The 26,738-nt window shown below is 66.4% G+C and carries 21 protein-coding genes and 1 riboswitch; of the genes, 8 read left to right on the top strand and 13 right to left on the bottom strand.

The window, feature by feature from the left end:
* Positions 1-13: 13 nt before the first annotated feature.
* Together ACN9M4_RS17890 and cls are read right to left on the bottom strand one after the other, a co-directional pair.
* On the bottom strand, positions 14-1,588 hold the full coding sequence (locus ACN9M4_RS17890; protein ID WP_426300272.1) for a hypothetical protein: 1,575 nt from the start codon (positions 1,586-1,588) through the stop codon (positions 14-16).
* Positions 1,589-1,697: 109 nt separating this feature from the next.
* Positions 1,698-3,170, bottom strand: coding sequence for a cardiolipin synthase (cls, locus tag ACN9M4_RS17895; RefSeq protein ID WP_426300274.1), 1,473 nt, complete (start codon positions 3,168-3,170; stop codon positions 1,698-1,700).
* 71 nt (positions 3,171-3,241) lie between these two features.
* Here cls and ACN9M4_RS17900 point away from each other — a divergent pair, with 71 nt between their 5' ends.
* From ACN9M4_RS17900 to ACN9M4_RS17915, 4 genes are all read left to right on the top strand, one after another.
* Positions 3,242-4,183 (top strand): aminodeoxychorismate lyase, encoded by a 942-nt coding sequence (locus tag ACN9M4_RS17900; protein WP_426300276.1) that lies wholly within the window; start codon positions 3,242-3,244, stop codon positions 4,181-4,183.
* Between the two features lie 363 nt (positions 4,184-4,546).
* On the top strand, positions 4,547-6,214 hold the full coding sequence (locus ACN9M4_RS17905) for a GMC oxidoreductase (RefSeq protein WP_426300278.1): 1,668 nt from the start codon (positions 4,547-4,549) through the stop codon (positions 6,212-6,214).
* Positions 6,211-6,615, top strand: coding sequence for a PAS domain-containing protein (locus ACN9M4_RS17910; protein WP_426300280.1), 405 nt, complete (start codon positions 6,211-6,213; stop codon positions 6,613-6,615). The genes ACN9M4_RS17905 and ACN9M4_RS17910 overlap by 4 nt, the downstream gene beginning before the upstream one ends.
* On the top strand, positions 6,608-7,216 hold the full coding sequence (locus tag ACN9M4_RS17915) for a cupin domain-containing protein (protein WP_426300282.1): 609 nt from the start codon (positions 6,608-6,610) through the stop codon (positions 7,214-7,216). The genes ACN9M4_RS17910 and ACN9M4_RS17915 overlap by 8 nt, the downstream gene beginning before the upstream one ends.
* A 68-nt stretch (positions 7,217-7,284) precedes the next feature.
* On the opposite strand, the gene ACN9M4_RS17920 is transcribed toward ACN9M4_RS17915, so the two are convergent.
* From ACN9M4_RS17920 to ACN9M4_RS17935, 4 genes are all read right to left on the bottom strand, one after another.
* Positions 7,285-8,994 (bottom strand): FG-GAP-like repeat-containing protein, encoded by a 1,710-nt coding sequence (locus tag ACN9M4_RS17920; protein WP_426300284.1) that lies wholly within the window; start codon positions 8,992-8,994, stop codon positions 7,285-7,287.
* Between the two features lie 103 nt (positions 8,995-9,097).
* Positions 9,098-10,042, bottom strand: a complete 945-nt coding sequence (locus tag ACN9M4_RS17925) for a GGDEF domain-containing response regulator (protein WP_426300286.1) — start codon at positions 10,040-10,042, stop codon at positions 9,098-9,100.
* Positions 10,039-13,485, bottom strand: a complete 3,447-nt coding sequence (locus ACN9M4_RS17930; protein WP_426300288.1) for a response regulator — start codon at positions 13,483-13,485, stop codon at positions 10,039-10,041. The genes ACN9M4_RS17925 and ACN9M4_RS17930 overlap by 4 nt, the downstream gene beginning before the upstream one ends.
* Positions 13,482-15,467 carry a glycosyltransferase gene (locus tag ACN9M4_RS17935; RefSeq protein ID WP_426300290.1) on the bottom strand — a complete coding sequence of 662 codons (1,986 nt, stop codon included), beginning with the start codon at positions 15,465-15,467 and terminating at the stop codon, positions 13,482-13,484. The genes ACN9M4_RS17930 and ACN9M4_RS17935 overlap by 4 nt, the downstream gene beginning before the upstream one ends.
* A 268-nt stretch (positions 15,468-15,735) precedes the next feature.
* Positions 15,736-15,850: riboswitch (SAM riboswitch) on the top strand.
* A 10-nt stretch (positions 15,851-15,860) separates the two neighbouring features.
* Here ACN9M4_RS17935 and ACN9M4_RS17940 point away from each other — a divergent pair.
* From ACN9M4_RS17940 to ACN9M4_RS17950, 3 genes are read left to right on the top strand one after another with little or no spacing between them, the layout of a single operon-like run.
* Positions 15,861-16,127, top strand: a complete 267-nt coding sequence (locus ACN9M4_RS17940) for a DUF1737 domain-containing protein (RefSeq protein ID WP_426300292.1) — start codon at positions 15,861-15,863, stop codon at positions 16,125-16,127.
* Positions 16,124-16,534, top strand: a complete 411-nt coding sequence (locus tag ACN9M4_RS17945) for a rhodanese-like domain-containing protein (RefSeq protein WP_426300294.1) — start codon at positions 16,124-16,126, stop codon at positions 16,532-16,534. The genes ACN9M4_RS17940 and ACN9M4_RS17945 overlap by 4 nt, the downstream gene beginning before the upstream one ends.
* Positions 16,535-17,743 (top strand): O-succinylhomoserine sulfhydrylase, encoded by a 1,209-nt coding sequence (locus tag ACN9M4_RS17950; protein WP_426300296.1) that lies wholly within the window; start codon positions 16,535-16,537, stop codon positions 17,741-17,743.
* A gap of 13 nt (positions 17,744-17,756) precedes the next feature.
* On the opposite strand, the gene ACN9M4_RS17955 is transcribed toward ACN9M4_RS17950, so the two are convergent.
* Positions 17,757-19,040, bottom strand: a complete 1,284-nt coding sequence (locus ACN9M4_RS17955; RefSeq protein WP_426300298.1) for a glutamate--cysteine ligase 2 — start codon at positions 19,038-19,040, stop codon at positions 17,757-17,759.
* Positions 19,041-19,643: 603 nt separating this feature from the next.
* Here ACN9M4_RS17955 and ACN9M4_RS17960 point away from each other — a divergent pair.
* Positions 19,644-20,141 carry an endonuclease domain-containing protein gene (locus tag ACN9M4_RS17960; protein WP_426300300.1) on the top strand — a complete coding sequence of 166 codons (498 nt, stop codon included), beginning with the start codon at positions 19,644-19,646 and terminating at the stop codon, positions 20,139-20,141.
* Between the two features lie 102 nt (positions 20,142-20,243).
* Here the strand turns inward: ACN9M4_RS17960 and ACN9M4_RS17965 are convergent, their stop codons facing one another.
* The 6 genes from ACN9M4_RS17965 to ACN9M4_RS17990 all read right to left on the bottom strand — a co-directional run bounded on the left by ACN9M4_RS17965 (position 20,244) and on the right by ACN9M4_RS17990 (position 26,688).
* Positions 20,244-21,767 (bottom strand): UDP-N-acetylglucosamine 1-carboxyvinyltransferase, encoded by a 1,524-nt coding sequence (locus ACN9M4_RS17965; protein ID WP_426300302.1) that lies wholly within the window; start codon positions 21,765-21,767, stop codon positions 20,244-20,246.
* A 222-nt stretch (positions 21,768-21,989) separates the two neighbouring features.
* Positions 21,990-23,042, bottom strand: a complete 1,053-nt coding sequence (locus ACN9M4_RS17970; RefSeq protein WP_426300304.1) for a CU044_5270 family protein — start codon at positions 23,040-23,042, stop codon at positions 21,990-21,992.
* Positions 23,008-23,604, bottom strand: a complete 597-nt coding sequence (locus ACN9M4_RS17975; protein WP_426300306.1) for an RNA polymerase sigma factor — start codon at positions 23,602-23,604, stop codon at positions 23,008-23,010. Before ACN9M4_RS17975 ends, ACN9M4_RS17970 begins: the two co-directional genes overlap by 35 nt.
* 89 nt (positions 23,605-23,693) lie before the next feature.
* On the bottom strand, positions 23,694-24,485 hold the full coding sequence (locus ACN9M4_RS17980; RefSeq protein ID WP_426300308.1) for an energy-coupling factor transporter transmembrane component T family protein: 792 nt from the start codon (positions 24,483-24,485) through the stop codon (positions 23,694-23,696).
* Complete coding sequence (locus tag ACN9M4_RS17985) at positions 24,482-26,062, bottom strand: ABC transporter ATP-binding protein (RefSeq protein ID WP_426300310.1); 1,581 nt, start codon at positions 26,060-26,062, stop codon at positions 24,482-24,484. Before ACN9M4_RS17985 ends, ACN9M4_RS17980 begins: the two co-directional genes overlap by 4 nt.
* On the bottom strand, positions 26,062-26,688 hold the full coding sequence (locus tag ACN9M4_RS17990; protein ID WP_426300312.1) for an ECF transporter S component: 627 nt from the start codon (positions 26,686-26,688) through the stop codon (positions 26,062-26,064). The genes ACN9M4_RS17985 and ACN9M4_RS17990 overlap by 1 nt, the downstream gene beginning before the upstream one ends.
* Positions 26,689-26,738 lie beyond the last annotated feature (50 nt).

Here is a 26,738-nt window from a genome sequence, read left to right on the forward strand (position 1 = left end):
CCTGCCGGGCAGCCTAGAGCTTCTCGAGCTTCGTATCGTTCGCGACCTTGTGGTACGTGGTCACATTGGTAGTCACCTGGCTCTCGGTGCTGACCTTGACCTCGCCGGCCTTGAGGTCCACGCCGATCTCGTTCTTGGCCGTCACCACGCTGTTCACCTGGACGGTTGCGGAACCGGCGTCGTACAGCTTCGCGGCATCCGACGCCGCGGCCGCGGTGTTGCCCGTCGCGACGTTCCGCATGTAGCTGTCGATGATTTCCCTGTTCTCCGGAGTGTAGTCAACATCGATCTTGACCGTTCCCTGGGTGCCTGCCGTGATGCTGGACTCGGCGCTTCCGACGCCTTCCGCCTCCACACCGCCAACGCCACCCGCCGCCACGGTGCCCTCCAGGGACAGCGAGACGGACTCGATGTTGTTGTCCTTGTTCATGTTGACCTCGAGGCCGCCCTTGCCGGCGGCCTCGAAACGCCGGCCGTCAAGGTCCAGATGGCCGGAGGCGGAGACCTCGCCGCTGGCTTTGGACGTTCCGTCGCTCAGGTTCTTCTCATAGGAAAAGTCCAGCTTCACGCCGCCTTCGGCCCCGGTGCCGGTCTTGCCGGTCGCTTCAAAGGACAGGGTGCCCTTGGCCTTGTCCACATGGCCGTCGGTCCCGTTGTCCTCGGCTGCGTCATTGATCCGGTCGAGAAGATAGCCTGGCGGGTTCGAGGCCACATCCTTGACGTCGCCGATGCTGTCCGGCGGGAGCTCCCTGAGCATCTGCACACGGGCCGCCATGGCCTCTTCGACGCTGTCGAACTTGTACTCCCGGGAAACCTCGCCGCTGAGCGTTGCCCCGGCAGTTCCGGACGGATCGTTCACGCCCAGGCCCAGGTTGCCGTGGACCTTCATGGTGGCGGAGCCGTCGGCGTTCTCCACGACTTCGGTACCCACCTCGGCACCGCCGTGCACCCAGGCGACCCGGGTCTCGATTGCGGCCTTGCTTGCTTCCTTGTAGACCGGGATGTCGCCCTTGTCCTGGTCCTGGAGGTACTTGCGGGCCTCCGTCTGTGCGGAGTCCGGGACGCCGCCGTCCATCCTCATGATCTGCTTGGCGGTTTCTTCGTTGCTGAGCAGGTACTTCTTGTCCTCATCGGAGAGGCTGTTCCACCACTTGGCCTGTTCCTCCGGGCTGGCCTTGGCCATCGCGTCCGCACCCTCGGCGAGCTCCTTGCGGTGCTCCTCCCGCTCGGCCGCTTCCTTGGCGCGGTCCTCCAGCCACTTCCGGGCGGCGTCGGCCTTTTCCTGGGTCTTCTCCGAGAAGCTCATGCTGGTGCCGCCAGTGCCGCGGTCTGAGGCCTTTTCCTGCTCGTCGGCGTGTTGGAGCAGGATCCTGGAATTCTGCCGCAGGCTTTCCACGACTTTGTCCAGGCTGGGGCGGTGGCGGCCGGTCCAGTCATGCTTGAAGCCTTCGGCGTCGTTGCCCTTCCAGGGGGCGGCCATGATCTGGCCCTGCAGGGTTGCCGCCTTGGTGCTCAGCAAAGTGGCCGCCTTGTCGGCAGCCTTGGCCAGGGCCCGGAGTTGCTCTACATCAGCGCCGTAGAATGTCATTTTTCCCCCGGGTAAGAGTGCGGTTGGTAGTAAGGCTTCGCCCAAATCCTTCCACGGAGCCCGGGGCGCTGCCATGGGCAACACTGCCCATGGCAGCACAAGGGCCAGGCTACTGCAGTGTTGCGGTCAGCCTCGCCACGTTGTCCACGTACTTCGCCAGCATCGGCCGGTGCAGCCAGTCCCCGAGGGTCAGCTCGAAGCTTTCCTCCCGGTAGCTCTGTTCCACCGAGCGCATCAGGTCCACGGTTTCCGCGCCCAACAGCATCACCGAAACCTCCATGTTGAGCGAGAAGGAGCGCATGTCCATGTTGCTCGATCCCAGGACCGACACTTCGTCGTCGATCGTGAAGTGCTTTGCGTGCAGCACGAGGGGCGCCCGGTAGAGGTAGATACGCACGCCCGCCTCCAGCAGCGCCTTGTAGTAGGAACGCTGCGCATGATGCACCAGGAACTGGTCGCCCTTCTCCGAGACGAAGAGTTCCACGTCCACCCCGCGCTGGGCCGCCGTGGTGATCGCGTAAAGCAGGGAATCATCCGGCACGAAGTACGGACTGCAGATGGAAATTCGGTGCTGGGCCGAATAGATCAGGGTGTTGAAGAGGCGCAGGTTGTTCTCGGTGACGAACCCGGGGCCGCTGGGCACCACCTGGGCCGTGACCGTGCCACGGCGCGGGTGGTCCGGCAGTTGCAGCTGGGATTCGAGGGACTCCTCGGTTTCGCTGAGCCAGTCCGTGGCGAACACGACGTTCAGGGTCGCCACGATCGGGCCCTCCAGGCGTGCCATGAGCTCCACCCACTTCCGGCCGGCCCGGCGGTGATGGGGATTGTTGTAGGAGGGTTCGATCAGGTTCTGCGATCCCGTGAAGGCGGTCTCGCCGTCGATCACCAGAATCTTGCGGTGGTTCCGCAGGTCCGGGCGGCGCCACTGGCCGTGGATCGGCAGGACGGGCAGCATCCGCTTCCACTGGATCCGGCTGTCCTTGAGTCGGCGGATCAGCCGGCGGTAGCCACGCACCCGCAGGGTTCCGATGTGGTCGAACAGGAGCCGCACGCGGACGCCGCGTTCCGCCGCCTTCTCAAGTTCGCCGAGCAGCCCGTCCGTGACGGCATCACTGCTCATGATGTAGAACTCGGCGTTGACGTAATTCCGGGCACCGCGGATGGCATCGGTCATGGCCTCGATCGACTCCTGGTAGCCCGGGATCAGCTGCACCGAGTTCCCGTCCACCATGGGCAGCGAGCCGAGCCGGCGGTTCAGTTCCGCGGCAGAGCTCACCCATTCCGGTCCGGAGTATCTGCTCACGACGTCGGCCATCGCCGAGGCGCCCGCCCGCACCCGCTCGTTGACCTCCGCCTGCTGTTCGCGGCGGCGCCGGGACAGCCGGAAATTTCCGAAAAGCAGGAACAGCACGAAGCCCACCGACGGCACGAGGAAAACAACCAACAGCCAAGCCATGGCCGTGGTGGGGCGGCGGTTGCCCGGAATGATGCCCAGAAGCACGATGCGCAGGACGATTTCCGCGAGCGCCCACACGGCCAAGGGCCAGGTCCAATCGGTCCCCACTTCGAAAGGAAAAAGCACTCAAACCCCCACAGTTCCCATAGCTGTTAGAGGACCAGCGTAGCCGCGCGCTCCCGCACTAAGCTGGAACCATGACTCTCCCCGCTCCCACGGTTCTCGTGTTCCTTGATCCTGCGTTCGAGAACGGCCGCATCGTCGACGCCACCCAGCCCCAGCTGATGGCAACGGACCTGGGTGCCACACGCGGCGACGGAGTCTTCGAGTCCCTGCTCGCCGTCGGCGGCCATGCACGGAAGGTGCACGCACACCTGAACCGGCTGCAGGCATCGGCCCGTGCGCTCGACCTGGTGATCCCGGAGCAGGAGACCTGGCGCCGCGCCATCGAAACGGCGATCACCGAATACCGCGGCACGTTCCCCGCCCCGGAACCGGAATCGGACGAAGTAGTGGTCAAGCTCCTGGTGACCCGCGGCGTGGAGGGCGCCTCCGCCCCCACCTGCTGGATCCAGGCTTCGCCGTCCCCAGCGGGCAGCCGCCGGCAGCGGGAGACGGGGATCGACGTCGTCCTGCTGGACCGCGGTTTCGACGCCGAGGCGGGCGAGCGCGCCCCGTGGCTGCTGCTCGGCGCCAAGACGCTGTCCTACGCGGTGAACATGGCGGCGCTGCGCTACGCGCACAAGCAGGGCGCCGATGACGCGATCTTCATCTCCACCGACGGCCGCGTCCTGGAGGGTCCGACGTCGACCGTGCTGCTGGCGCACGTGGAAACGGTCGACGCCGGCAGCGGCTCCCAGCGCACCGTCAAGCGGCTCATCACACCGCAGCTGGACAGCGGCATCCTGCCCGGCACCTCCCAGGGCGCCCTGTTCGCCAAGGCCAAGGCCGCTGGCTGGGAGCTCGGCTACGGCCCGCTGGTCACCCAGGACCTGTACGACGCCGACGCCGTCTGGCTGATTTCCAGCATCCGGCTGATCGCGCCGGTCAACCATGTGGACGGCCGCGAGATCGGCACCCCGGCCCTGCGCAAGCAGCTGACAGCCGAACTGAACGAGCTGTTCGCCGGGATCGACTAGTCGGCATATGGGCAGTTGGCGCTGCCGGATATTTTCCGCCGTGTCACGCCTTTTCGACCTCGTTTGACACTCAATTGCCGGATATCAAGCGATACCCGACTTGCAATTACGGCCGCGATGCTGACTGCCGAATTTCATCAGGCTGAATTCTATTGTGAACGTATTCCATCAGTGGTTCACTAATGCCTGTGATCCCTGCTGGGGCGGGTGAATTCCCATTCCGTCCGGCCGGGCACCTGTTTTCACGGCGTCGTGAAAACAGCGACTGATGGGGGCTTCATTGTGAGTGCAGTTTCTTCGTCCCAGAATTTCAACCACGGATTTCCCACGCCCGGACCGCAGGATCCTTCACCGCAGAAGGTGATGGACCACGTATTTTTCCTGAGCGAAGGAGAATGGAAAACGGTCCGCGAAGAAGAACAATTCGACCATATCGTGATCGGCAGCGGATTCTGCGGCTACGCCTTTGCCGAGCGGACATTGACCGTCAATCCGCATGCGCGGATCCTCATTATCGAGCGCGGTCCGTTCTTCCTGCCACAACATTTCCAGAACCTGCCCCTGCCGTACCGTGAGACTCTCGGCGGGCTCTCCGAGACCTTCCCGTGGACCCTCGCCGCTGCCACGGCAGGCCAACCGGCAGGCAAGATTTCCTGGCAGCACGGCATGGTCCCCTTCTACGGCGGCCGCTCCATCATGTGGAGCGCCTGGTGTCCCCGCCCGGAGGAAGACGAAATGCGGGGCTGGCCGCGCGCCGTCATGGACGCCGCCAAGGCCCATTTCAGCACGGCAGAGGACCTGCTCAACGTCGTTCCGGCCGACCAGATCGACGCCGGGGCCTCGGCCGACCTCGTTGATCTCATCAACAACACCCGCCCGGTGTACGGGATCATGCAGAAGGCCCTCCAGGAGCGGCTTGCCGCGGGCCTGCACGGTATCGATTCCGCCACGCGCTCCATGCCGGCTCCGCTGGCCGCGGCCTCCGGCGCTACCTCGGGCATCGATTTCGCGAAGTTCTCGACGCCGGCCGTCCTGCTTGAGCTTTCAGACAGGCAGCAGCTCCTTGCCTCGGAGGGCAAGGGTTCGCCGCTGCGCGTTGTCACCGACTGCACCGTGAAATCCGTGATCCAGCAGGACGGCCGGGCCACGGCCCTGGACACGAGCCGCGGCGTGGTGAACGTCGGCGACGCCAACCTGGTCCTGGCCATGGGCACGCTTCCCCCGGCCACCCTGGTGCTCAATTCCTTCCCCCAGGTCCCGCGGGCCGGCGAAAGCTTCAGCGCGCACTTCATCACCTCGGTGGTGGCCAGGATTCCGCGCCAGGACTACGAGTTCAGCGAGGCCCTCGGCGAACTGGAACTGGCGGCCATCTACATGGCAGGCAAGAGCGCGGCAGGCATGCAGTACCACGTGCAGCTCTCCGTCCTCTCGGACCGGAAACCGGCCGAAAACGCCCAGAAATCCGAACGCTATGCCCCGGATGTCGTGGCCACGGCGTCCATGGCACAGCTGCTGTCCTCGGAGGATTACCTGGTGTTCGTCTGCGCAGTGCTCGGTGAGCTGGACGAATCCAATCCGGAGAACCACCTGCGCCTTTCCGGCGGGATGGACACCACCGCCAACGTGACCCTGCAGGTGCTGGCCAATGCCACTGACGACGACACCTGGGACACCATGGACGAAGGTACCTTCCAAATGCTGGAGCGCGTGCTTTCCCCGGGCGGGGCCGGCCGCGTGGAGTACTGGCACGGCGACCCGAACACGGGAAGCTGGGCCGCCGACCGCCCGGGCATCCCCGAGCGCCGCGTCCCGGGCCTGGTGCATGAAAGCTCGAGCCTTCCGATCGGCGAAGAAGAGGACGCCGTCGTCGGGGTCGACTACCGCCTCAACGGCGTCGAGAACGTCTTTGTCTCCGGCGGCTCGCTGTGGCCCACCGGCGGTTCCTGGAACCCGACCATGACCATGGTGGCCCTGGCCCAGGATCTTGCCGAAAGGCTGGAGGCCGACGGCGGCAAGGGAGTTGCTCGGTGACCGCCGCCCAGGCGGTGGAGCCGTCCGCCCTGCCGACGGTGCCGCCCATGACCGTGGCCGATGTGCTGGACAAGCAGGACGGCGTCTATTGGGTGGTGAAGGACGCGAATTCGGTGTTCCTGTGGGTCAACCAGAACTTCGCCGATCTGGTGGGCATGAGCAAAGACGAGCTGATCGGACACCAGGACTCGCGTGCTGAACACGTGGCGCACGACAAGGAGGTCATGGCAAGCGGAAATCCCCTGCTGAACTTCCACGAAACCATCGAAGTGCCCATCAAGGACGGCGGCATGGTGAACGTGGACATCGTGACGCAGAAGGGCCTCCTCCGCTCGTTGGACACCGGCGCGATCATCGGGATCACGGTGTGCTTTTCCCTGGCGGATCCGCCCAATGAGTGACATCTGCGCCGGCGGGCCCGACGCAAAGGGGTGGATCAAGCGGCTGGGGATGACGCCGTCGGGGGTTGGCGGGTGGTTCGCGTCGGCCATGGTGAGCAATGAGGCCATTCCCGGCCCGGCCCTGCCGCCGCGTTTCGGCGGCGCCGACCATCCGCTCTACAGCTCCAATTGGTATCTGCTGGAAGCCGGCGAGCTCCTGCAGCTGCACACACTCAAACAGGACGAGCTGTGGTTCTTCCACTTGGGTGCGCCCGTCAGGCTGCACGTCTTCTCCAGGGAAGACGGGTACTCAGAGACGGAGTTCGGCCCGGATCCGGATGCAGGCCAGATCCTGCACGGAGCCGCGCCGCATTCCACCTGGTTCGGCGCGGAACTGGCGGGACCCGGGTTCGCGCTGGTCAGCTGCAGCCTGTCGCCAGGCTACGAAGCAAGCGATTCGGCGAAACCCACGGAGGAGCAGATCGGAGAGCTCGTGGGTGAGTTTCCCGCGCAGGCGGAGCTGATCCGGCGGCTGGCAGGCGGGCAGTCCGCGGACGAGCGGGTCGCAGGCGGGCAGTCCGCGGACGAGCGGGTCGCAGGCGGGCGCGTCGCGGTTCAATAACGGCCCGGTGGGGCGCGGCGCGGCCGGGATCGGCGCGCCCCACCGGCAGGCTCCCCGTCGGTCAGGGGCTAAAGAAGGGCCGTCATCACGTTCCAGCCCCCGCCGACCCGCACCCGCGCCAACCACCCACCATGCCCGTTCCCCGGATACAACCACAACGAGCCCGACGAATCCCGCGCCAGCATGTCGACGTTTACGTCCCCGTTGAAATCCCCCGGCCCCACCAGGGCCGTCATCACATTCCAGCCCCCGCCGACCCGCACCCGCGCCAACCACCCACCATGCCCGTTCCCCGGATACAACCACAACGACCCCGACGAATCCCGCGCCAGCATGTCGACGTTTACGTCCCCGTTGAAATCCCCCGGCCCCACCAGGGCCGTCATCACATTCCAGCCCCCGCCGACCCGCACCCGCGCCAACCACCCGCCATGCCCGTTCCCCGGATACAACCACAACGAGCCCGAGGAATCCCGCGCCAGCACATCCACCCGGCCATCACCATTGAAATCCCCCGGCCCCACCAAAGCCGACATCACATTCCAGCCCCCGCCGACCCGCACCCGCGCCAACCACCCGCCATGCCCGTTCCCCGGATACAACCACAACGAGCCCGAGGAATCCCGCGCCAGCACATCCACCCGGCCATCACCATTGAAATCCCCCGGCCCCACCAAAGCCGACATCACATTCCAGCCCCCGCCGACCCGCACCCGCGCCAACCACCCACCGTGCCCGTTCCCCGGATACAACCACAACGAGCCCGAGGAATCCCGCGCCAGGACATCAACGGCTCCGTCACCGCTGAAATCCTCACCGCTCGTTTCCTGAGCAGGCGCATCTTTGATTACCGAGACGGTACCGCTGCCGGAGTTGGCGACGTACACGGTGTGTGTCCCGGGGTCGACGGCGACACCGATAGGCTGGGCGCCCACCGGAAGGGCCCCGGAGACGGTTGTCCCGTCAATCACGGACACCTTGTCTGCATACGAATGGGTCACGTATATCGAGTGGTTTGCCGGGTCGACCGCCACTTGGTGCGGGTTGCTCTCCCCAAAGGGATTCGAGGTGGTCACCTGGGTCCCCTTGACCACGCTCAAACTCACCGCGGACGGATTGACGGCGTAGACGGTGTGGGTTGACGGATCCACGGCCACGCCGGTCACGCCTTCCTGAAGGCCGATGACGCTGCTGACGTCGTTGCCATCGATGACGGACATCGTGCCGTCGTAGAGGTTGGTGACGTATGCGGTGTGCGTTCCGGGATCGACGGCCACTCCGTAGGGCCCGTGGCCGACCGGAATCGTGCTGGTCACGCGGTCTCCGTTAATCACCGATACGGTGTTTCCCTGGGAGTTGGTCACGTAAACCGTGTGCGTGCCGGGGTCCACGGCGACCGCGTACGGGGATGTGCCCACGGGGATGGTGGCCGTTACGGTGGTGCCTTGGATTACCGACACAGAGTTGCCCCAATAGTTGGCCACATAGACCTTGTGGGTGCCTGAATCGACTGCCAGGCCCTCCGGCAGGTTTCCGACACGGATAGTGCTGGCCGCACCGGTGCCGCTCACCACGGACACCGTGTCTTCGACGGCATTGGTGACGTACAGGGTGCCGTTTGCGGTATCGACCGCCACAAATTCGGGGCCGGTCCCGGTAGGGATGGTTCCTGCCACAATCGGCGTCGCGCTCGCAGCGGTGGTGGTTGGTGGAGCAACGGCAAGCGCTGCGGCAAGGACAATGGCTCCGACAACGCCGGCAAAGGGCACACCACTCACTACGTTTGTTCCTTTCAGAAAGGGCCGTGCCGCAAACTTGTCGCGCGGCAACCCTGTGGCCCCTGGTGGCACGCGGGCTGCGGCCCGGTTTGCGGCGTCCTGGTCAACTGCCGCCGTGCAATGCCAGTCCGGAAGCATGCGGTTGTGAAACCATCAACCGGTTCCGCCCTGAAGCCTTGGCTTCGTAGAGGGCGAGATCGGCCTCGTTTAGCAGTGTGTCGACGCTGACCCGGTGGCTGTCCGTGCACGCCGCGATCCCGCCGCTCAACGTGAGGATCCCGGGCGGATTTCCCGAGTGCGCGATCTCCAGTTCGCGCACCGCCTCGAATGCCCGTCCCATGAAGGCCCGGGCACCGGACGGAGACTGCCGGGGCAGCACGATCAGGAACTCTTCACCCCCGAAGCGGTACACGTCGTCGCTCTTCCGTACCTGCCGCGCCAGGACGTCTGCCACGGCCCGCAGCGCGGCATCACCGGCCTGGTGGCCGTACAGGTCGTTGTACCGCTTGAAGTAGTCGACGTCGCACAGGACCACGCTGAATTGCTCGCCCGCGTGTTCCGAGGTTTTACGAAGCTGTTCCAGGTCTTCGGCCAATGTCAGCCGGTTCCGCAGCTTGGTCAGCGGGTCCGTGCGGGCCTGTTCGGCCAGGGCCGCACGGTAGCGCGCAAGATCGGCGTGCAAGGAGGTGACCCGTTCGGCGACCAGCAGCCGGGTGTGCAGGGTGAAAGGATCCAGGGGCTTGGTCATGTAATCGTCCGCGCCCGCGTTCATGCCGGCCACCACTGCCTCCCTCGAGCCGTGCGAGGTGACCAGAACCAGGTAGGTGTACGAATCGCTCTCCGCCTCGCGGATGGCACGGCAGAGGGCAAGCCCGTCCATCCCGGGCATCTCCAGATCGCTCACTACCGCCTGCGGGCGGTAACGCTGGTACAGCTCCCACGCGGCGGCGCCGTCCGCCGCCGCGATGCATTCGTGGCCGGATTGCTCGACGGCGGCCTGTGCCACCAGCCGCGAGCCATAGTCGTCGTCTGCAACCAGGACCCTCATGGCGCAGCGAACAGCGCCTCGTCCAGGGCCTCCGCCACGAGGGCCAGCTCGGCTTCCAGAAGCTCGATGGTTTCCAGCCCCGCGCCGGAAGAGCCCGGGCCCACCTGCTCGAGTTGCAGGCACAGCCCTGCAGCACGCGTGGCCCCGATGTTGGCGGCAGCGCCCTTCAGCCTGTGGGCCGCCCTGCCCAGGGCATCGCCGCCATGGGCAGCGGCAGCCCGGATCCCCTCGAGGGAGGGCAGGATCTCGCCCTTGAATGCCTGGGCCGCGGCGGGAAGCAGCCCCCGGCCATCCGCCGGTCCAAGGGAGCGCAGGGTCGCCAATCTGGCCGGATCGAGGACGGGACCGACGAGGTCCGGAAGGAGCACCCCACCGGCACCGGCAGGCTCCGTCTCCCTAACCGTCCCGGGCTTCGGCTCCCTAACGGGCTCCGCTTCCGGTCCGCCGACAGACTCGGCTTCCGCCCGAGGGAGGGCGGCCTTGTCCGCCGCACCGCCGCCGTCGGACGCTTTGCGGGGTATCCACTGGGCAAGCACGGACCGCAGCTTCCCCTCATCCACGGGCTTGGAAAGGTAATCATCCATGCCTGCGTTCAGGCAGCGCTCCCGGTCCTCGTCCATTGCGCCGGCCGTCATGGCGATAATCGGGATCCTGGGCCCGCTGGAGGTCCTCGCCCGGATGATCCGGGTGGCTTCGAAGCCGTCCAGCACCGGCATGTGGCAGTCCATCAGGACGGCGTCGTAGTGCTTTGAAGCGGTCGCGGCCACGGCTTCGGCGCCGTCGGAAACAACGTCCACCCCGTACCCGAGTTTCGCGACCATGCTGCGGGCCACGAGTTTGTTGATCTCGTTGTCCTCGACAACCAGCACAAGTCCTTCGCCCCTGTGGTCTTCCGCGTGCATCGTGGCCGGGGCGGGAGCCGCAGCAGGCACCACGGGCCCGGCAATGAGGCGTATCAGCCGGTCATAGAACTCCGAGCTGCGCACCGGCTTTGTGAGCCATTCCCTGATCCCGGCCGCCCTCAGTTCCTGCCGGTCCACCTGCATCGTGGACGTAAGCAGGATGAGCTTCATGGACTTCAGGGCTTCATCCGCACTCAGCAGCCGGGCAAGCTCCACGCCGTCCATGTCCGGCATGCACATGTCGAGCACGGCAAGGTCGTAGGGATGGCCTGCTTCGGCTTCCTCACGCGCCCGCTTCAGCGCATGCCGCGCGCCTCCGACGGCGTCGGCCTGCATCTTCCAGCCGGCCAGCTGCGCCTCGAGGATCATCCGGTTGCTCGCGTTGTCGTCGACGACCAACACGCGCAGCCCCTCTGTCTGGGCGTAGGGAGGCTGGGCCGGCAGCGTCGTCGGATCCGTCACCGGCAAGGGAACGCTGATCCAGAACGTACTACCGCTGCCGGGAGTGCTCGTCAGGCCGATTTCGCCGCCCATGGCTTCAGTGAGCCGCCGGCAGATCGCCAGGCCCAGGCCCGTCCCGCCGTACTTGCGCGTAGTGGACGCATCCGCCTGCAGGAACGGTTCAAAGAGCCGGTCATGGTCTGCCGCGTCGATGCCGATTCCGGTGTCCCGGACTTCAAAGCGGACGGTAGTCCGCCCGGCGTCCTGTCCCGCGACGCCCACCCGGATGGCGACCTCTCCGGCTTCGGTGAATTTCACGGCATTCGAGGCCAGGTTAAGGAGGACCTGGCGGATGCGCCCTGCGTCGCCAAGGAGCGAGACCGGGACCTCCGGGCGGCAGTAAGCCATGAGCTCCAGGTCCTTTTCCCTTGCCGCTTCGGCCAGGAGGCCCGCGACCTCCTCAACAAGGAGCCGGGGATCGAACGGTTCGGGGTCGAGCTCCACCTTTCCGGCTTCGAGCTTGGAAAAATCGAGGATGTCATTGATGAGCGATAGCAGGGCGTCCGCCGCAACCCGCACGCCGTTCGCGTACTGCTGCTGACGTTCGTCGAGCTCGGTATCGAGCAGCACGCCGGTCAGGCCGATGATGCCGTTCATTGGGGTGCGGATCTCGTGGCTCATTGTGGCCAGGAACTCCGACTTCAAGCGGCTGGCCTCTTCCGCGGCTTCCCGGGCTGCGACCAGTTCGGCCTGGTTCCGCAGGCGTTCGGTAATGTCCCGCGCGATCGTAGCCACGCCATGGATGCCGCCGGCACCGCTGATAGGGGAAATCGTCAGGGATATCGGCACCAGCAGTCCGTCGCTGCGCACCCGTTCGCTTTCGTAGGTGTGGGTTGTCCCGGTGGCTGCGACGTCGGCAAGGAAGGCATTTTCCTGCGCCCGGAGACGCTCCGGGATCATGAAGTCCGCGTGCCGGCCCACGGCCTCGGCGGCGTGGTATCCGTAGAGGCGCTCCGCCGCGGGGTTCCAACTCGTGATGACCCCGTCGGGCGTCTTGCCGACAATCGCATCGGCAGAGTAGCTCACAATGGCACCCAGACCTTCAAGCTCCGCCGTGCGCGCGGCAACCTTGGCCTCCAGGTATCTGGTGAGCGTGACGTTCTGGTAGATGATGAAGAACTGCCGGATGACCACCAGCACGAAAGCAGCTAGCCCGGTGAACAGCAGGACCGGGTCCGCCTGGTCCCTGAGCCGGGCCGGGGCCACCACGACGGCACCCACCGCGGGTCCGTACGGCAGCATTTCGAGGGCCAGGGAGTTCCACAGCGGTTCCTTGCGCCCGCCTGCCCAGTGGGGAATCAGAGGCGCAAGTCCGATCAGCAGGAAGGCGTACATCCACCCGGCCGCAAGGATTGTCCCTGTGGAACCCGTGACTCCCTCCGCAGACAACCTGACGTAGATGCTGTCCGTGACTGCCAGCACCACCACGCCGAGACCGAGACACGACCATTGCAAGCGCTCCCGGCGGGCGCGCCGCATGGTGAGCACGAACACCAGGGAGCCCAGGCCGACGTCGACGATGGGATAGCCCATCAAGGTCAGCCAGGCGACGGCGTCCTGTCCCGCGTTCTGGTAGATCGGTCCAAGCACAGTCACCCAGCTGATGAAAAGCGTGGAACTGGCAATGACAGCCGCGTCCAGCACAGTACGCACCGGCGGGGCGGTGGACGTCGCAGGACGGGGAAAGGCAAAGAGCCCGATCGCCGCGGGCACCGCATACAAAAGAAAGAGTGCATCAGCCGGCGACGGGAAGGGATACACGTGGTCCAGGCTCAGTCCATAGAAAGTCCACAAGGCCATTCCCGCGGACCAGACAAGGGCCGCCGCTGCCATGAACCACCAAGCCTTGGCGTTTTCCCGTTCCCGACGGGCAGCGGAGGCGCAGCTCGCCGCGGCGGCGAGGGCGCAGCACAGGATCGCGAAATCGCCCAAGGTCTGGGACCCGGCAGTCGCCGGATGCCACCAGAACCACGCAGCAAGTCCCGGCACCACAGCGCCGGAAATCAACGTCCACCAAAGCCAAGGCTTACGGACCCTCACGGCGCACCCCTCAAGGCTGCAACAGGGACGCCGTCGGGCAGTCCGGGAACGGCGCCGGGCGGGGTGTGGAACAGCCACAGCGCCATGGCGCTGTAAATGGCCCACTCCCCCCGGAGGTCACGGAGCGAGACCATCAGGGACCCGTCCGGCGTCGACCATGCCCGCACAATGTGCAGGGTCAGCGGAGCGGCGCCCGGCAGGATGAGCTGGACCGGGCCTGACTCCGGCAGCTCACCGGACAGCACCCTCACGGCTGCCCCGCCCATCGAGATATCGACCAGTTCACCGCGGCAGCCGCCCACCGTCACCGGCACCTGGACACTGAACCTGTAGGCGTCCCGCCTGGAAGTCGCATACTCGCTCGCCCGGATGCGCAAGGCGCCCAGCAGCAGGACCATGCCGGCGACCGCAAGCCAGACCCCGGACGCCACTGTCGACCCCGGACCCGAAGCCCACGGGACCCAGCCCCAGACCCCGGCCGCCGCATACAGGAGCGCCACGATGACGACGGCAATCATCACGTAGATCATCCATGGCACACGACCCCGGTTGCGCTCATTGGACGCGCCCTTCGGCGTGACCTGGAATTCGAGGGTCTTGCGGGAAAGCAGCCACCAGGAGCAGGCCAGCCCGATCGGGATGCGGAAGATCCGCAACGCGAACGCCGTGGGCCAGTGGATCTGGTGCCGCAGGAGCCTCTTGGTCCCCCACAAACGGATGAAGAACATCGCGGTGAACGCGATGGTGAATTCGATGGGCCCGGCGGTGGTGGTCTGCGCACCGGAAAACAGGATGAACAAGGGGACGAAGAAGGCCAGCAGGGTGGCGAGACCCTCCAGCCACCAGAGGGTCCCGTTGAGGTACTCGTGGAAATTGCGCCACGACATCCAACTCTTGGCCTTCCAGAGCTTCTCGTAGGCCAGGATCTGCATGGCGCCCATGCCCCAGCGGCGGCGCTGCAGGAGGTACTGCTCGGCGGTTGCCGGGGCCAGCCCCACGGCGAGGGTCTGGTGGTGGTAGACGGTCCTCCAGCCGTGGCGGATGAGCTTGAGCGTCGTGTGGAGGTCTTCGGTGATGGTCTCGGTGGCCACGCCGCCGACTTCGCGGAGCGCCTTCACGCGGAGGAGGGACGTTGAGCCGCACCAGAACGGTCCCGCCTCTGCGACATTGCGGGCCGGCATCAGCACATTGAAGAAAAGTCCCTGTTCCCCGGCGATGCCGTCGTCGTCGAAGGCGCCCGAATTGTAGAAGGCCTGCGGTCCCTGCACGAGCGCGATCCGGTCATCGTTGAACCATCCCAGGGTGGCCGTGAGGAAGGTGGGAAGCGGAACGTGGTCGCAGTCCAGCACGGCGATGATGTCGATGGCTTCCCCGCCGGCCGCCTCCTCCCGGGCCATGAGCTTCAGGGCGTGGTTCATGTTGCCTGCCTTGGCGTGCTCGTGGCTCGGCCGGCTCACATACCGGGCACCGAAGGAGCGGCACATTTCGGCAACCCAGGGCCGGCTGCCGTCGTCGAGCACCCACGTTTCATGGGCAGGCTGCAGGGCGCAGGCTGCCGCGACCGTCGGGGAGAGCACCTCAACGGGCTCGTTGTACGTAGGGATCAGGACCGCGGTGCGCAGCTTCTGCTTGGGCTCTTCCGGCGCGGCACTGTCGATGTTCCAGATGGTGATCGTCTTCAGGACGATCCCGGCAAGCGGCAGGGCTTCGAAGGCGACCAGCACCCAGGCAACGACGAGGTTCGCTCCGTTCGCCGGCAGGGTGAATATGATGCGCCAGGCCAAGTAGAGCACCAGGGCGGAGATCGCGCTGATGCCGCCGATGTGTGCCATCCGGCGGGACCGCGGCGCCTCCGGGGCCGGTGTGCCAAGCTGCGCAGCCCACGCCGAGATACCGGCTTTGGTGTAGGCCGAAGTTTCCCGCGGTGTATCCCTACCTGACGGACGTTCGGTACCCGCGCGCAGGTTTTCGAGAGCGTGCATGCGATCCCCCAGCTGGATTCGGCATTGCAGACCTGATTTGAAAATTATGCCATTGTGCCAGCACAGGGTACAGCGTTCGCGGGCGTCCCGGCCGTATCTGCCCGAACGTTTTGCCAGGGCATCGTGCACCCAGGGGCCCGGAGACTCCCTCCGGGCCGGTTTGCCTACCTAAGCTGCACTGAACAACTGCACTGAGCTGCGGCCCGATTACGGAACATGACGGCAGCCGAACTGCGGGCCGTCGTCGCCGATGTTATTTTTCTTATTGAGTAATGAGCACCAGCGTGAAGCCCTGACTTGCTGGTCGGCAACCCTCTCTCCCGGCGGGGTGCCTCAGGTGACTACTCGGCGTATCGACACTTTTCGAACTGCAAGCGTGACTGAGGAGCACCAATGCCTGAACCAAGCGAAGAACAACTCTCCTACCGCCTCATTACCGGCCCGGACACCCGCGAATTCTGCGAGCGGATTTCCACCGCCCTCGCCGAAGGCTACGTACTGCACGGCGGCCCGGCAGCGACCTTCAACGGCACCAGCGTGATCGTGGCGCAGGCAGTCGTCCTGCCTGCCGCCGTCGCAAGCGCGGACGCAGCGGTGGCCAGCGCCGTCGACGAGCTCGAAGGCTACGACGACGAGGAAGCATTCGAGGGACACGCATGAGCTACGCCGGAGACCTGAGCCCCCAGGACGCCTGGGCCAAGCTCGAAGAAGGCGCCATCCTGGTGGACGTGCGCACCGAAGCCGAGTGGGCGCACATCGGAATCCCGGACACCAAGGCCACGGATAACGACCCCCTGTTCATCCAGTGGAACTTCGCCGGCGGGATCCCGAACGGCAACTTCGTCGAGGAGCTCAAGCAGCAGGCCCCCGAGGACAGCAACATCGAGCTCATCTTCATCTGTCGCTCCGGGCAGCGCTCCATCTCTGCCGCCATCGCCGCAACGCAGGCCGGCTTCACCGCCTACAACGTGCTGGAAGGCTTCGAGGGGGAGCCCGACCGCTACGGCGAACGCACCGTGAACGGCTGGAAGAACCGCGGACTGCCTACGAACCTGGGGAACATCTAAGTGACTTTCAATCCCGACGCCGCCACCTGGAGCCCCGACACCCAGGCCGTCCGCGGCGGTCTTGACCGCAGCAACTTCCAGGAAACGTCCGAGGCCGTGTTCCTGAACTCGGGCTTCGTCTACGAGTCCGCAGCCGCCGCCGAGCGCGCCTTCACCGGCGAGGACGAGCGCTTCGTCTACTCCCGCTACGGCAATCCCTCCGTGGCCACCTTCCAGGAGCGCCTCCGCCTGCTTGAAGGCACCGAGGCGTGCTTCGCGACGGCGTCCGGCATGTCCGCCGTGTTCACCGCGCTCGGCGCCCTGCTGGCCGCCGGCGACCGGGTAGTCGCTGCCCGCTCGCTTTTCGGCTCCTGCTTCGTGATCCTCAACGAGATCCTGCCGCGCTGGGGCGTGGAGACGGTGTTCGTGGACGGGCCGGACCTTGAGCAGTGGCGCGAGGCCTTGTCCAAGCCGACCACCGCCGTCTTCTTCGAGTCGCCCTCCAACCCGATGCAGGAAATCGTGGACATCGCCGCGGTCAGCGAGCTGGCCCACGCGGCCGGTGCGACCGTCGTCGTCGACAATGTCTTCGCCACTCCCCTGCTGCAGCGCTGCGGCGAGCTCGGCGCGGACGTGATCGTCTACTCCGGCACCAAGCACATCGACGGCCAGGGCCGCGTGCTGGGCGGAGCGATCCTCGGCACCAAGGAATTCATCGACGGCCCGGTCAAGCAGCTCATGCGGCACACCGGACCTTCGCTTTCCGCATTCAACGCCTGGGTGCTGACCAAGGGCCTGGAGACCATCGGGCTGCGCGTGAACCACTCCTCTGCCTCTGCCTTGAAGATCGCCGAATGGCTCGAGGAGCAGCCGGCCATCAGCTGGGTCAAGTACCCGCTGCTGAAGTCGCACCCGCAGTACGAGCTCGCCGCGAAGCAGATGAAGGCCGGCGGCACCGTGCTGACCTTCGAGCTCCTGCCGTCGGGCGGGCGTTCGGCGAAGGACGCCGCGTTCGCCCTGCTGGACGGACTCAACGTCATCGACATCTCCAACAACCTGGGCGACTCCAAGTCCCTCATCACCCACCCCGCCACCACCACCCACCGCGCCATGGGTCCGGAGGGCCGTGCGGCCATCGGCCTCAGCGACGGCGTGGTGCGCCTCTCCGTGGGCCTTGAGGATGTGGATGACCTCATCCGCGACCTGGAACAGGCACTCAAGCAGGTCTAGATATCGGCCAGGCCTAGATATCGGCGCCGCGCCAGTCCTGCCGCACCCAGGTGAGCACCGGCAGGGACTTGGTGTCGGATGCCGGTGCGGCTTCCGGCATCGTCTCCCGGACAGCGTGACGTACGACGGCGGCCAGCGCGGCAGGATCCGGCCGGCCGCCGTCGTTTTCGCTTTGTTCACTCGCGATGCGGCGCTGTTCGGTGGCACCGTTCCCGCGCCGCAGTACCTCGGCGACGCCTGCCTGGGCGAGGTCGAGCTCGCCCTGTTCGGCAAGCACGGGTTCCAGGTACTCCACAAGGGACCAGACGACGTCGGCTGCGGGAACGGGCCGGAACGTCCCGAAGTCCAAGAGGTCGTTGCGCAGGCCGAAGTTGCTGGCCTGCCACGATGCCATCCGCAGCAGCGCCGTGGGCACGGAAGCCGGTTCGACCCCCGCCGCGGACTCCCGGACCGCCGTCTCTACCAGGGCCCGCACCAGCACCGCGATCAGCGCCGCGTCCTCGGAACGGAGGCAGACGTCTGCCACCCTGACCTCCACCGTGGGGTTGTTCCGCGAGAGCCTGGCGTCGAAGTAGATCATGCCCTCGTCCAGGAGGACCCCGGTGTCAATCAGGCGGCTCACCACCCTTCTGTAGTTAGGCAGGGAGCCAAACACCGCAGATGGACCCGAGGACGGCCAGCGGTTCCAGGCCTGGGTGCGGTAGCTTTCGAAACCCGTGGCCAGGCCCCGCCAGTACGGGGAGTTGGCACTGATGGCCGTGAGCACGGCGAGCTTGTCCCGGATATGGTCCAGCACCACCACGCCTTCCTCCGGGGACTCGATGGCCGTGTGCACATGGAATCCGCAGGTCAATTGCTCGTGGGCCGTGATGCCAAAGCGTTCCAGCATCATGGCGTAGCGGGGGTCCGGGGTGGTGTGGGTGGCCGAATCGACCGGTGACGTGGCCAGCGCGGCGATCCGCGCCCCGTGGCTGCGGGCGGCATCGCTGGCCATAGTCCGGCCGCGGCGGATCTGGCGCAGGAGCTCCGCATGGCTGCGGCAGGGACGGGTCTGGGTTTCGAGCTGTTCGAGCTTGAGTTCGTGGCTGAGGCCGGTGCGCAGGCCGCGGTGCGCTTCGTCCGCGTCCGTGTCCGGGTCCTCGGGGTCTTGGGTGTCCGCGGGTTCGGCTGCGCCGGCGTCGGCTGCTTCGGCGTCGGCGGCGCCGAAACCGGCAAGGAGCGCATCGGCAAGGGCGAGCGGCTCGCCGCTCGCAGGATCGACGATCAGCAGTTCTTCTTCCACACCGAATGTGCGCACAGAACAATTGTGCGCTACAGGGGTTGTGGGCCGGAACAGCGGGTTTGGGCGCGGAGGTGGCTGCGGGGGCCGGAGGCCGGACGAGCGGCTGCCGGTGCGTTCTTGCCGGCTCCGCGCACATTTTGCTGGATCACCCCCCTCGGGATCGGCCAAAGCGCGCATTTGCGGGCCTCGGTCTGGCCGGCCCCCGGGTGATCCAGCAGAATGTCTCCGGATTCATCCACATACGGCACTTTCCCCGTCCGCCTGGCGGCGAAGCAGTGGGTAGCTGGAGCCATGGATGCATTCGAATATCTGGTTTCACTCGGCGGAGTGGCACGTGTAGGCCTGCTTCGTGCCAATGGCCACTCGCCAGCAGCGATCCGAAAACTGGCCTCCGCAGGGGCGGGCCAACCACGAAAAGGAGTGTGGGCCCTTCCCACGGCCGACCCGGAATATCTCAGGGCAATCCTCAACAACGGGCACCTCACCTGCGCAAGCGCAGCCCTTCGCTACGGACTTTGGCTCAAGGACAAGCCCGCACGTCTTCACCTGGCCACACGCCATTGCCGCGGCAAAGGGTTCATCCGGCACGGGTGCACACGGTTCCCCCTGTTGGAAGCGGTGCCCGTTGCTTCTGTGGAGGACACGGCCATCCACGCGTTGACTTGCCTGCCGGAGGTGGATGCCATCGCGGTCGCACAGTCGGCGATGGAAACCTTCGGCATCCCGCGGTCAATGCTGGCGAGCGAGTTGTCCGCCGACTTCTACGGAAACGCGCGAAGACGCCTGGCCAAAGCCGACGGTATTTCTGAGTCCGTGCCTGAGATCAGTGCCCGGCTGCTGTTCGAGTCGGCCGCCTTGGATTTCCTGCGCCAGGTCGAAATCGAGGGCGTGGGCCGGGTGGACTTCCTGATCAATGGGTGGCTCATCGTGGAGGTCAACGGCTACGAGTTCCACAGTTCGCGGGATGCGTGGCGGAAGGACATGGCCCGGCTGAACGCGGCACAGGCCTTGGGCTACGGGACGCTGAGCTACGCCCCGGAGCAGGTCTGGAACAGCCCGGGCCACGTTCTGGCGGAAATCCACACAATGCTGCAGCGGGACCGGCGTCGGCCGTGAGCACATTCTGCTGGATCACCCGGTCCGCAAAGCACACCTACCCGGGTGATTGCGGGCCTGGGCCTGGGCCGGTCCCGGGTGATCCAGCAGAATGTCTGCCGCCTAGTCCTGGAAGTACTCGATCTTGGCGCCGATGGTGTTCAGCCGCTCGGCCAGGTCCTCGTAGCCGCGCTCGATCACGTAGATGTTGCGCAGCTCGGAGGTGCCGCGGGCTGCGAGCATGGCCAGCAGCAGGCAGGCAGCGGGACGGAGGGCCGGCGGGCAGCCGATCTCGGCGGCACGCCACTTGGTGGGGCCGTTGACGTAGATCCGGTGCGGGTCCAGCAGCTGCACCTGGGCGCCCAGGCGGTTGAGCTCGGTCAGGTAGATCGCCCGGTTCTCGTAGACCCAGTCGTGGATCATCGTCTGGCCCTCCGCGTTGCCGGCGATCACGGCGAAGAAGGGCAGGTTGTCGATGTTCAGGCCCGGGAACGGCATCGGGTGGATCTTGTCTTCGGGGGCACGCAGCGTGGAGGGCTTGGTGGTGACATCCACCAGGCGGGTGCGGCCGTTGCGCGCGAAGTATTCACCGGAGACATCCAGTTGCTGGCCCATCTGCTCCAGCGTGGCCAGCTCGATTTCCATGAATTCGATCGGCACCCGGCGAATGGTCACCTCGGAGTTGGTCACGATGCCGGCGGTGATGAGGCTCATCGCCTCGATCGGGTCCTCGGAGGGGTAGTACTCGATGTCGACGTCGATCGCCGGCCGGCCGGTGATCCGCAGCGTAGTGGTCCCGACGCCGTCGATCACCACCCCCAGTCCCTGCAGGTAGAAGCAGAGGTCCTGGACCATGTAGTTCGGGCTGGCGTTGCGGATCACGGTGGTGCCGCGGCGGTGGGCGGCGGCCATGATGGCGTTCTCGGTGACGGTGTCGCCGCGCTCGGTGAGGACGAAGGAGCGGTCGTGATCATCCGCGGGCGGGGCCTGGACCACGTAGAAGCCGGAAGTCGCCTCCACGGAGAGGCCGAACTGGCGCAGCGCCTGCATGTGCGGCTCCACGGTACGGGTGCCAAGGTCGCAGCCGCCGGCGTAGGGCAGCTTGTATTCGGAAGTCTGGTCCAGCAGCGGGCCGAGCAGCATGATGACGCTGCGGGTGCGGCGGGCAGCCTCCACATCCATGGATTCCAGGTCCAGTGCCTCGGGGCGGCGGATGCGCAGATCGTTGCCGTTGAGCCAGGTGCACTCGACACCGATCGAGGTCAGCACCTCCACGATCCGGTTGACTTCCTCGATCCGCGCGAGGCGGCGCAGCGTGGTGGTGCCGCGGTTGATGAGGCTGGCGCACAGCAGCGCGACGCCGGCGTTCTTGCTGCTATTGACGTCGACGGCGCCGGACAAGGTGCGTCCGCCTTCCACCCTCAGGTGGGTCATCTGCGGCTTGCCCACCTTGACGATGCTGCGGCCGAAGATCGCTTCGAGCCGCTCGATCATTTTCAGGCTGAGGTTCTGCTTGCCCTGTTCCATGCGGGCAACCGCGCTCTGGCTGGTGCCAAGCTCGGCTGCGAGCTGGCCCTGGGTCCATCCCTTTTCTCCGCGGGCGTCGCGGAGGAGGAGACCAACATTTTCTGCGGTCGGCTGAGTCATATCCAGAAAATATCACAAATGATCTACTTAGACGCCCGTTACGGCCGGACCCGTCAATGCGGCGTGTCGATAGTCACGTCGTGCGATATGCGACGACGGCGGGCCGCGGCTTGACGCGGCTAGCTTTCCTGGCGGGAATAGCCCGGGCTAAGAGCCCGACGGCGGCTGGGGCCCGGACGCTGCGGCGCCCGGGCCCAGCCCGCACCCGTTAGGGACGGCCGGCTAGGGTGCCGAGTCCACCACAGAGATCTTGACGGCAGTCCACCCGAAAGCCGTATTCGCTGGAATTCCGTCCAATGCCGCGAGAGATACATTTCGTTCGCCGATCATCATCCCGGTTTCAGGATCGACAATGATGTCCTGGCGCGCTTTCCCTTCGGCCCACAGAATCCCCAAAGCAACTCCCTTGCGCCCGTCAAGCGTCGCTTGTCTATCCGCCACGATGACACCCGGAATGAGCGCGGCAGCTTTGTACATTGCTGCCCGCAAGTCGGCAGGAATGACTCCGGTACGGAGTGAATCAGCAATGGTCACCAGCGCCTCGCTCTCCGGCGTCTGCCCCTTCCCCTCGGTCTTTTCGTAGATCAGGTCGAGCAGCTTGCGCGGCTCGCGTGGCAGGGTTTTGATCGCCTCCAGAAGCGGCAACCCCAGGATCTGCTGCGGGCTGTCGTAAAAGGCGCCGCCCTTCCCGCGGATGACGCCCTCAAGCTGGGGACCGGCACCGCTATTCATTGAAGCGACGTACCGTTGGGCTTCAGCTTTGGACTCCTTTCCAAAGAACGTTGTGGGTACGCGGGCCTCACGGTTCCACACCCATTCACCGGACCAATCCGCCGGCACGTAAACCTGACCATCCTGTGTTTCCAACCAAGAGACCGTAGTTCCTTGGGCCCGCGTCATGGAACTGGCGTAAACAGCCTTCGTATCGACCTTCAGGTACTGCCCCGGCTTCACCACGGGATCGGAGGTCTTGATCGCCGCGGCCGCCGCGTTGTTGAGCACTTCCGCGGCCTCGGCAGTAGCGCCGGGCTTGCCGCCGGGAGCCACGACGTCGACCGCCACGAGAGTGCCAAGCAGCACCGCCGCGGCCGCCGCGGCGAGTACAACGCGCCTGGCTACAACCCGCCGCCGGCGCGGACCGCCGTCGGGCATCGTACCTGAATCAGCCCCCGCACCAATCCTGCCGAGGAGCTTGTTGCGCCCCCGCGCCAGTGTTGCCTGGGCCGGGGTTCCGACGTCGCTACGCATTTCGCGGAGCAGCTGCAAGTCGTCCATGATCACTTTCCGTTTCATCAAGTTTGTCCGGCCCCAAGCCGGTGCGGAGGATGCGCCGGGCGCGGTTCAGGCGTGAACGCACGGTCCCGACCGGGACGCCCATGGCGCCGGCGATGCCTTCGTAGCTGAGGTCTGCCCAGGCATAGAGGAGGAGGGTTTCGCGGTCGATCGCGGGCATGGCCTTCAGGCTCTTGGCCAGCCGGGCCGTTGCCGTGGCGGCATCCACCTGCGCGGCCACGACCTCGGTGCTGTCCACCCCGGCTTCCCGCGGTGCGGAGCGCGCCATGGCTTTCAGCAAACGGGCCTCGGCGCGGTGGTGCCGGCGCAACAGATTCGTGGCGATGCCGAACAGCCACGGCCGCGCGTCCTCCCACCGCTCGTCGAAGGAATCCAGGCCCTCGAAGGCGACAAGGAAGGTCTCCGAAGTAACGTCGTCGGCAACGAAATCACCGGCGCGCCGGGCCGCATAGCGGTAGATGACCGAGGCATGCCGGTCGTAGAGCGCGGCGAACTCTGCGGGGCTGTCCCGCGATCGCCGGATGATGTCTCTGTCTGTGTTCACAACTTGTATTGCCCGATGCCGGAGAAAAGGTTCACGGAAGACCTCACTCTAGGCGCAACTGGCATAACGCTGGAGCCAGGAACCCCTACCTAGAAAACGAAGTTCCAGGTTCCGGCCGCAACGGCTGCCAGCACGGCCGCGGCGGAGATCAGTGCCCCGCCCAGCAACACCCACATGTCCAGCAGCGAGTAGCTCGATTCCCGGGCCCACGTGCGTTCGGAGCCGCCGAAGCCGCGCGCCTCCATGGTCACCGCGAGCCTTGAGGCCCGGCGCACCGCCTGGACCAGCAGTCCGAAGCTCTGCCCGAGGGTTGCCCGCAGGCGCTGCAAGGGACTGCCGTGCGAACCCACGCCGCGGGCCCGGCGGGCCATGCCGATGGTCTGCCATTCCTCGGCCATGAGCCCCACCAGGCGCATCGCGGCCAGGGTCCCCAGCACGAAACGGTGCGGCAGCTTCGCCTTCTGCGCCAGGGCATCGGCGAGGTCGGTCGGGTCGGTGCAGCTCATCAGCAGTACTGCCGGCAGGGCGATCGCCAGGCCGCGCAGCATGAACCCCAGCCCCAGCTCGAGCGAACCTTCGCTCATGGACCAGATGCCGACGTCGAGCAATGTCCTTCCGCTGTCCGCCGACAGGATCGCTGTGCTCCAGCCGCCCAGGGCAGCCGCGAGGATGAGTGGCCAGCCGCGCTGCCACAGCAACCGCAGGGTCAGGCCGACAAGCGGGAACAGGGCGAATTCGGCGAGCAGGGCGGTGGACGCGGAGACCCAGTCGATGGACAGCGCCAGCACCAGGGTGATCGCGAAAACGGCCACGAACTTCGCCAGCGGGTTGGCGCGGGTGAGGAGGGCGTGATTGCCGTGCAGGCTCAGGACGTCCCTCATGCCGCACCAGCTTTCTGGCGGGCGCCGGGCGCCAAGGCGGCGGCTGCCGAATCGAGCCGCAATTCGGTCCCGCCGAGCACCGCACTGAATTCCTGGTCGTGCGTCACGGAGACCACCGCCGTGCCGGCGTCGAGCAGTTCGGACAGGAAGGAGGCGAGTTCGGCCCAAGTGTTGGCGTCCTGGCCGAAGGTCGGCTCGTCCAGCACCAGCACCTTGGGGCTTGCCGCCAGCACCGTCGCCACGGAAAGCCTGCGCTTCTCGCCGCCGGACAGCGTGTACGGGTTGGCGTCCACCAGGTGGGTCAGGCGCAGGCGCTCGAGCAGTTCATCGACGCGTTCCTCGCCATGGCCGAGATGCCGCGGCCCGAACATAAGCTCATCCAGCACCCGGCCCGTGACGAACTGATGCTCGGGCTCCTGGAAGACGGTCCCGATCCGGGAAATCAGTTGCTGCGCCTTCCACGTGTAAGGATCGCTTCCGGCGCCGTTGGAAAGCCCGACGCCGGCGCCCACCTTCCCGGCTACCGGCGCCAGCAGCCCGGCGAGGGTCAGCGCGAAGGTCGATTTGCCCGCGCCGTTGGGACCGGTGATGGTCAAAGCCTGGCCGGCGATGACCTCGGCGCTGAGTCCGGATTGTGCCGGGACAGGCGGAATGGTCTTGAAGCCGCGGCGCCGCGGCCGTTCCCGGGAGACGGCGAGATCGTCTGCGCGCAGGAGGAGCTCGCCGGTGCCCGTCTCGGACCGTGCCCCTGTCTGTGCCCCCGTCCCTGCCCCCGTCCGTGCCCGTGTGGCCGGCACATAGCCCGGAACCCACACCCCGGCGGCGGCCAACATGTCACGGGCCTGTTCCAGCACGGCATCCGGCGGGCCGTCCAGCAGCACCGCGGGCTCCGAGGAGCTTCCGGGCTGCAGCACCACGATCCGGTCCACAAGGTCTTTCCACACGGACACCCGGTGCTCCACGACCACCAGCGTGGCGCCGGTCTTGTCCAGGCAGCGCCCGACGGCGTCCCGCACCTCCAGCACGCCGGCCGGGTCCAGGTTCGCGGTTGGTTCATCCAGCAGGATCAGCCCCGGGCGCATCGCCAGGATCCCGGCAAGCGCGAGGCGCTGCTTCTGCCCTCCGGAGAGGGCCGACGTCGGGTGGTCGAGCGGGAAGTCGGCCAGCCCGACGTCGTCGATTGCCTCATGCACCCGCGCCCAGATCTGCCTGGGCGGCACGGCCAGGTTCTCCGCACCGAAGGCGACGTCGTCACCGAGGCGCGAAAGGACCACCTGCGTCTCCGGATCCTGCTGCATGAGCCCCGCCCGGCCACGGCTGTCCTGCGGGCGGGCGCCGTCGATCAGCAGCGAGCCGGCCTCGTCGGCGTCGTCCTCGCCGCCCAGCACCCCCGCAAGGGCGTGGAGCAGCGTGGACTTGCCGGCACCCGAGGGGCCCAGCAGCAGCACCCGCTCACCCGGGGCGATGTCCACGTCGAGGCCATGGACGGCCTGGGCCGTGCGGCCGGCGTGCCGCCAGCCCCAGCCGCGCGCGGAAACTGCAGCGGCACGCACGGCGCCGGCTTCGGAGGACGGCATCAGGAAAAGACGGACTCCGTGGCGGCCTTCCGGGACGCGAAGGAGCTGAGCACGCCGGTCTTGGCCAGGCCGCGGGTGGCGATCCAGGACAGGCCGCCGGCGATCACGGCACCGGAGATGGCGCAGAACACGATGTAGGCGAGCTTGTCGCCGGCCTCGTATGCGATGTTCCAGCCCCACGGCAGGAAGGAGTCGTTCAGGCCGCAGAACAGTCCCGCACCCGCGCCGGCCAGCAGCGATGCAGGCAGGTTGAATTTCTTGTACATGAGGGCCGCGAACACCAGTTCCGCGCCGAGGCCCTGGAGCACGCCGGAGATAAGCACGGTGGTGCCGTACTGCGAGCCCATGATCAGCTCGCCGGTGGCGGCCACGGTTTCGCAGAAGAGCGCGGCGCCGGGCTTGCGGATGATGAGCATGCCGAGCACGGCCGGGATCATCCAGCCGCCGGCGTACAGGCCGCTGGAGGGCGGGTAAACGAAAACCGGGGCGAGCAGGTTGGCGCCCTGGGACCAGGCCCAGAAGATCACGCCGCCAGCGACTGCGATCAGGGCCGCCACCACGATGTCCACCACGCGCCAGGTGTAGCCGGTCCTGCTGGATGCCGGCGTCGAAGAAATACCAGTCATTTTGTCCTCCTGAGGAACAGGAGGGGAAAGTGTTGCCCGGCCCTTGTTTC

Origin of the sequence: Arthrobacter sp. R-11 (assembly GCF_049913155.1) — a bacterium.
In the GTDB taxonomy this organism is placed as follows: domain Bacteria; phylum Actinomycetota; class Actinomycetes; order Actinomycetales; family Micrococcaceae; genus Arthrobacter.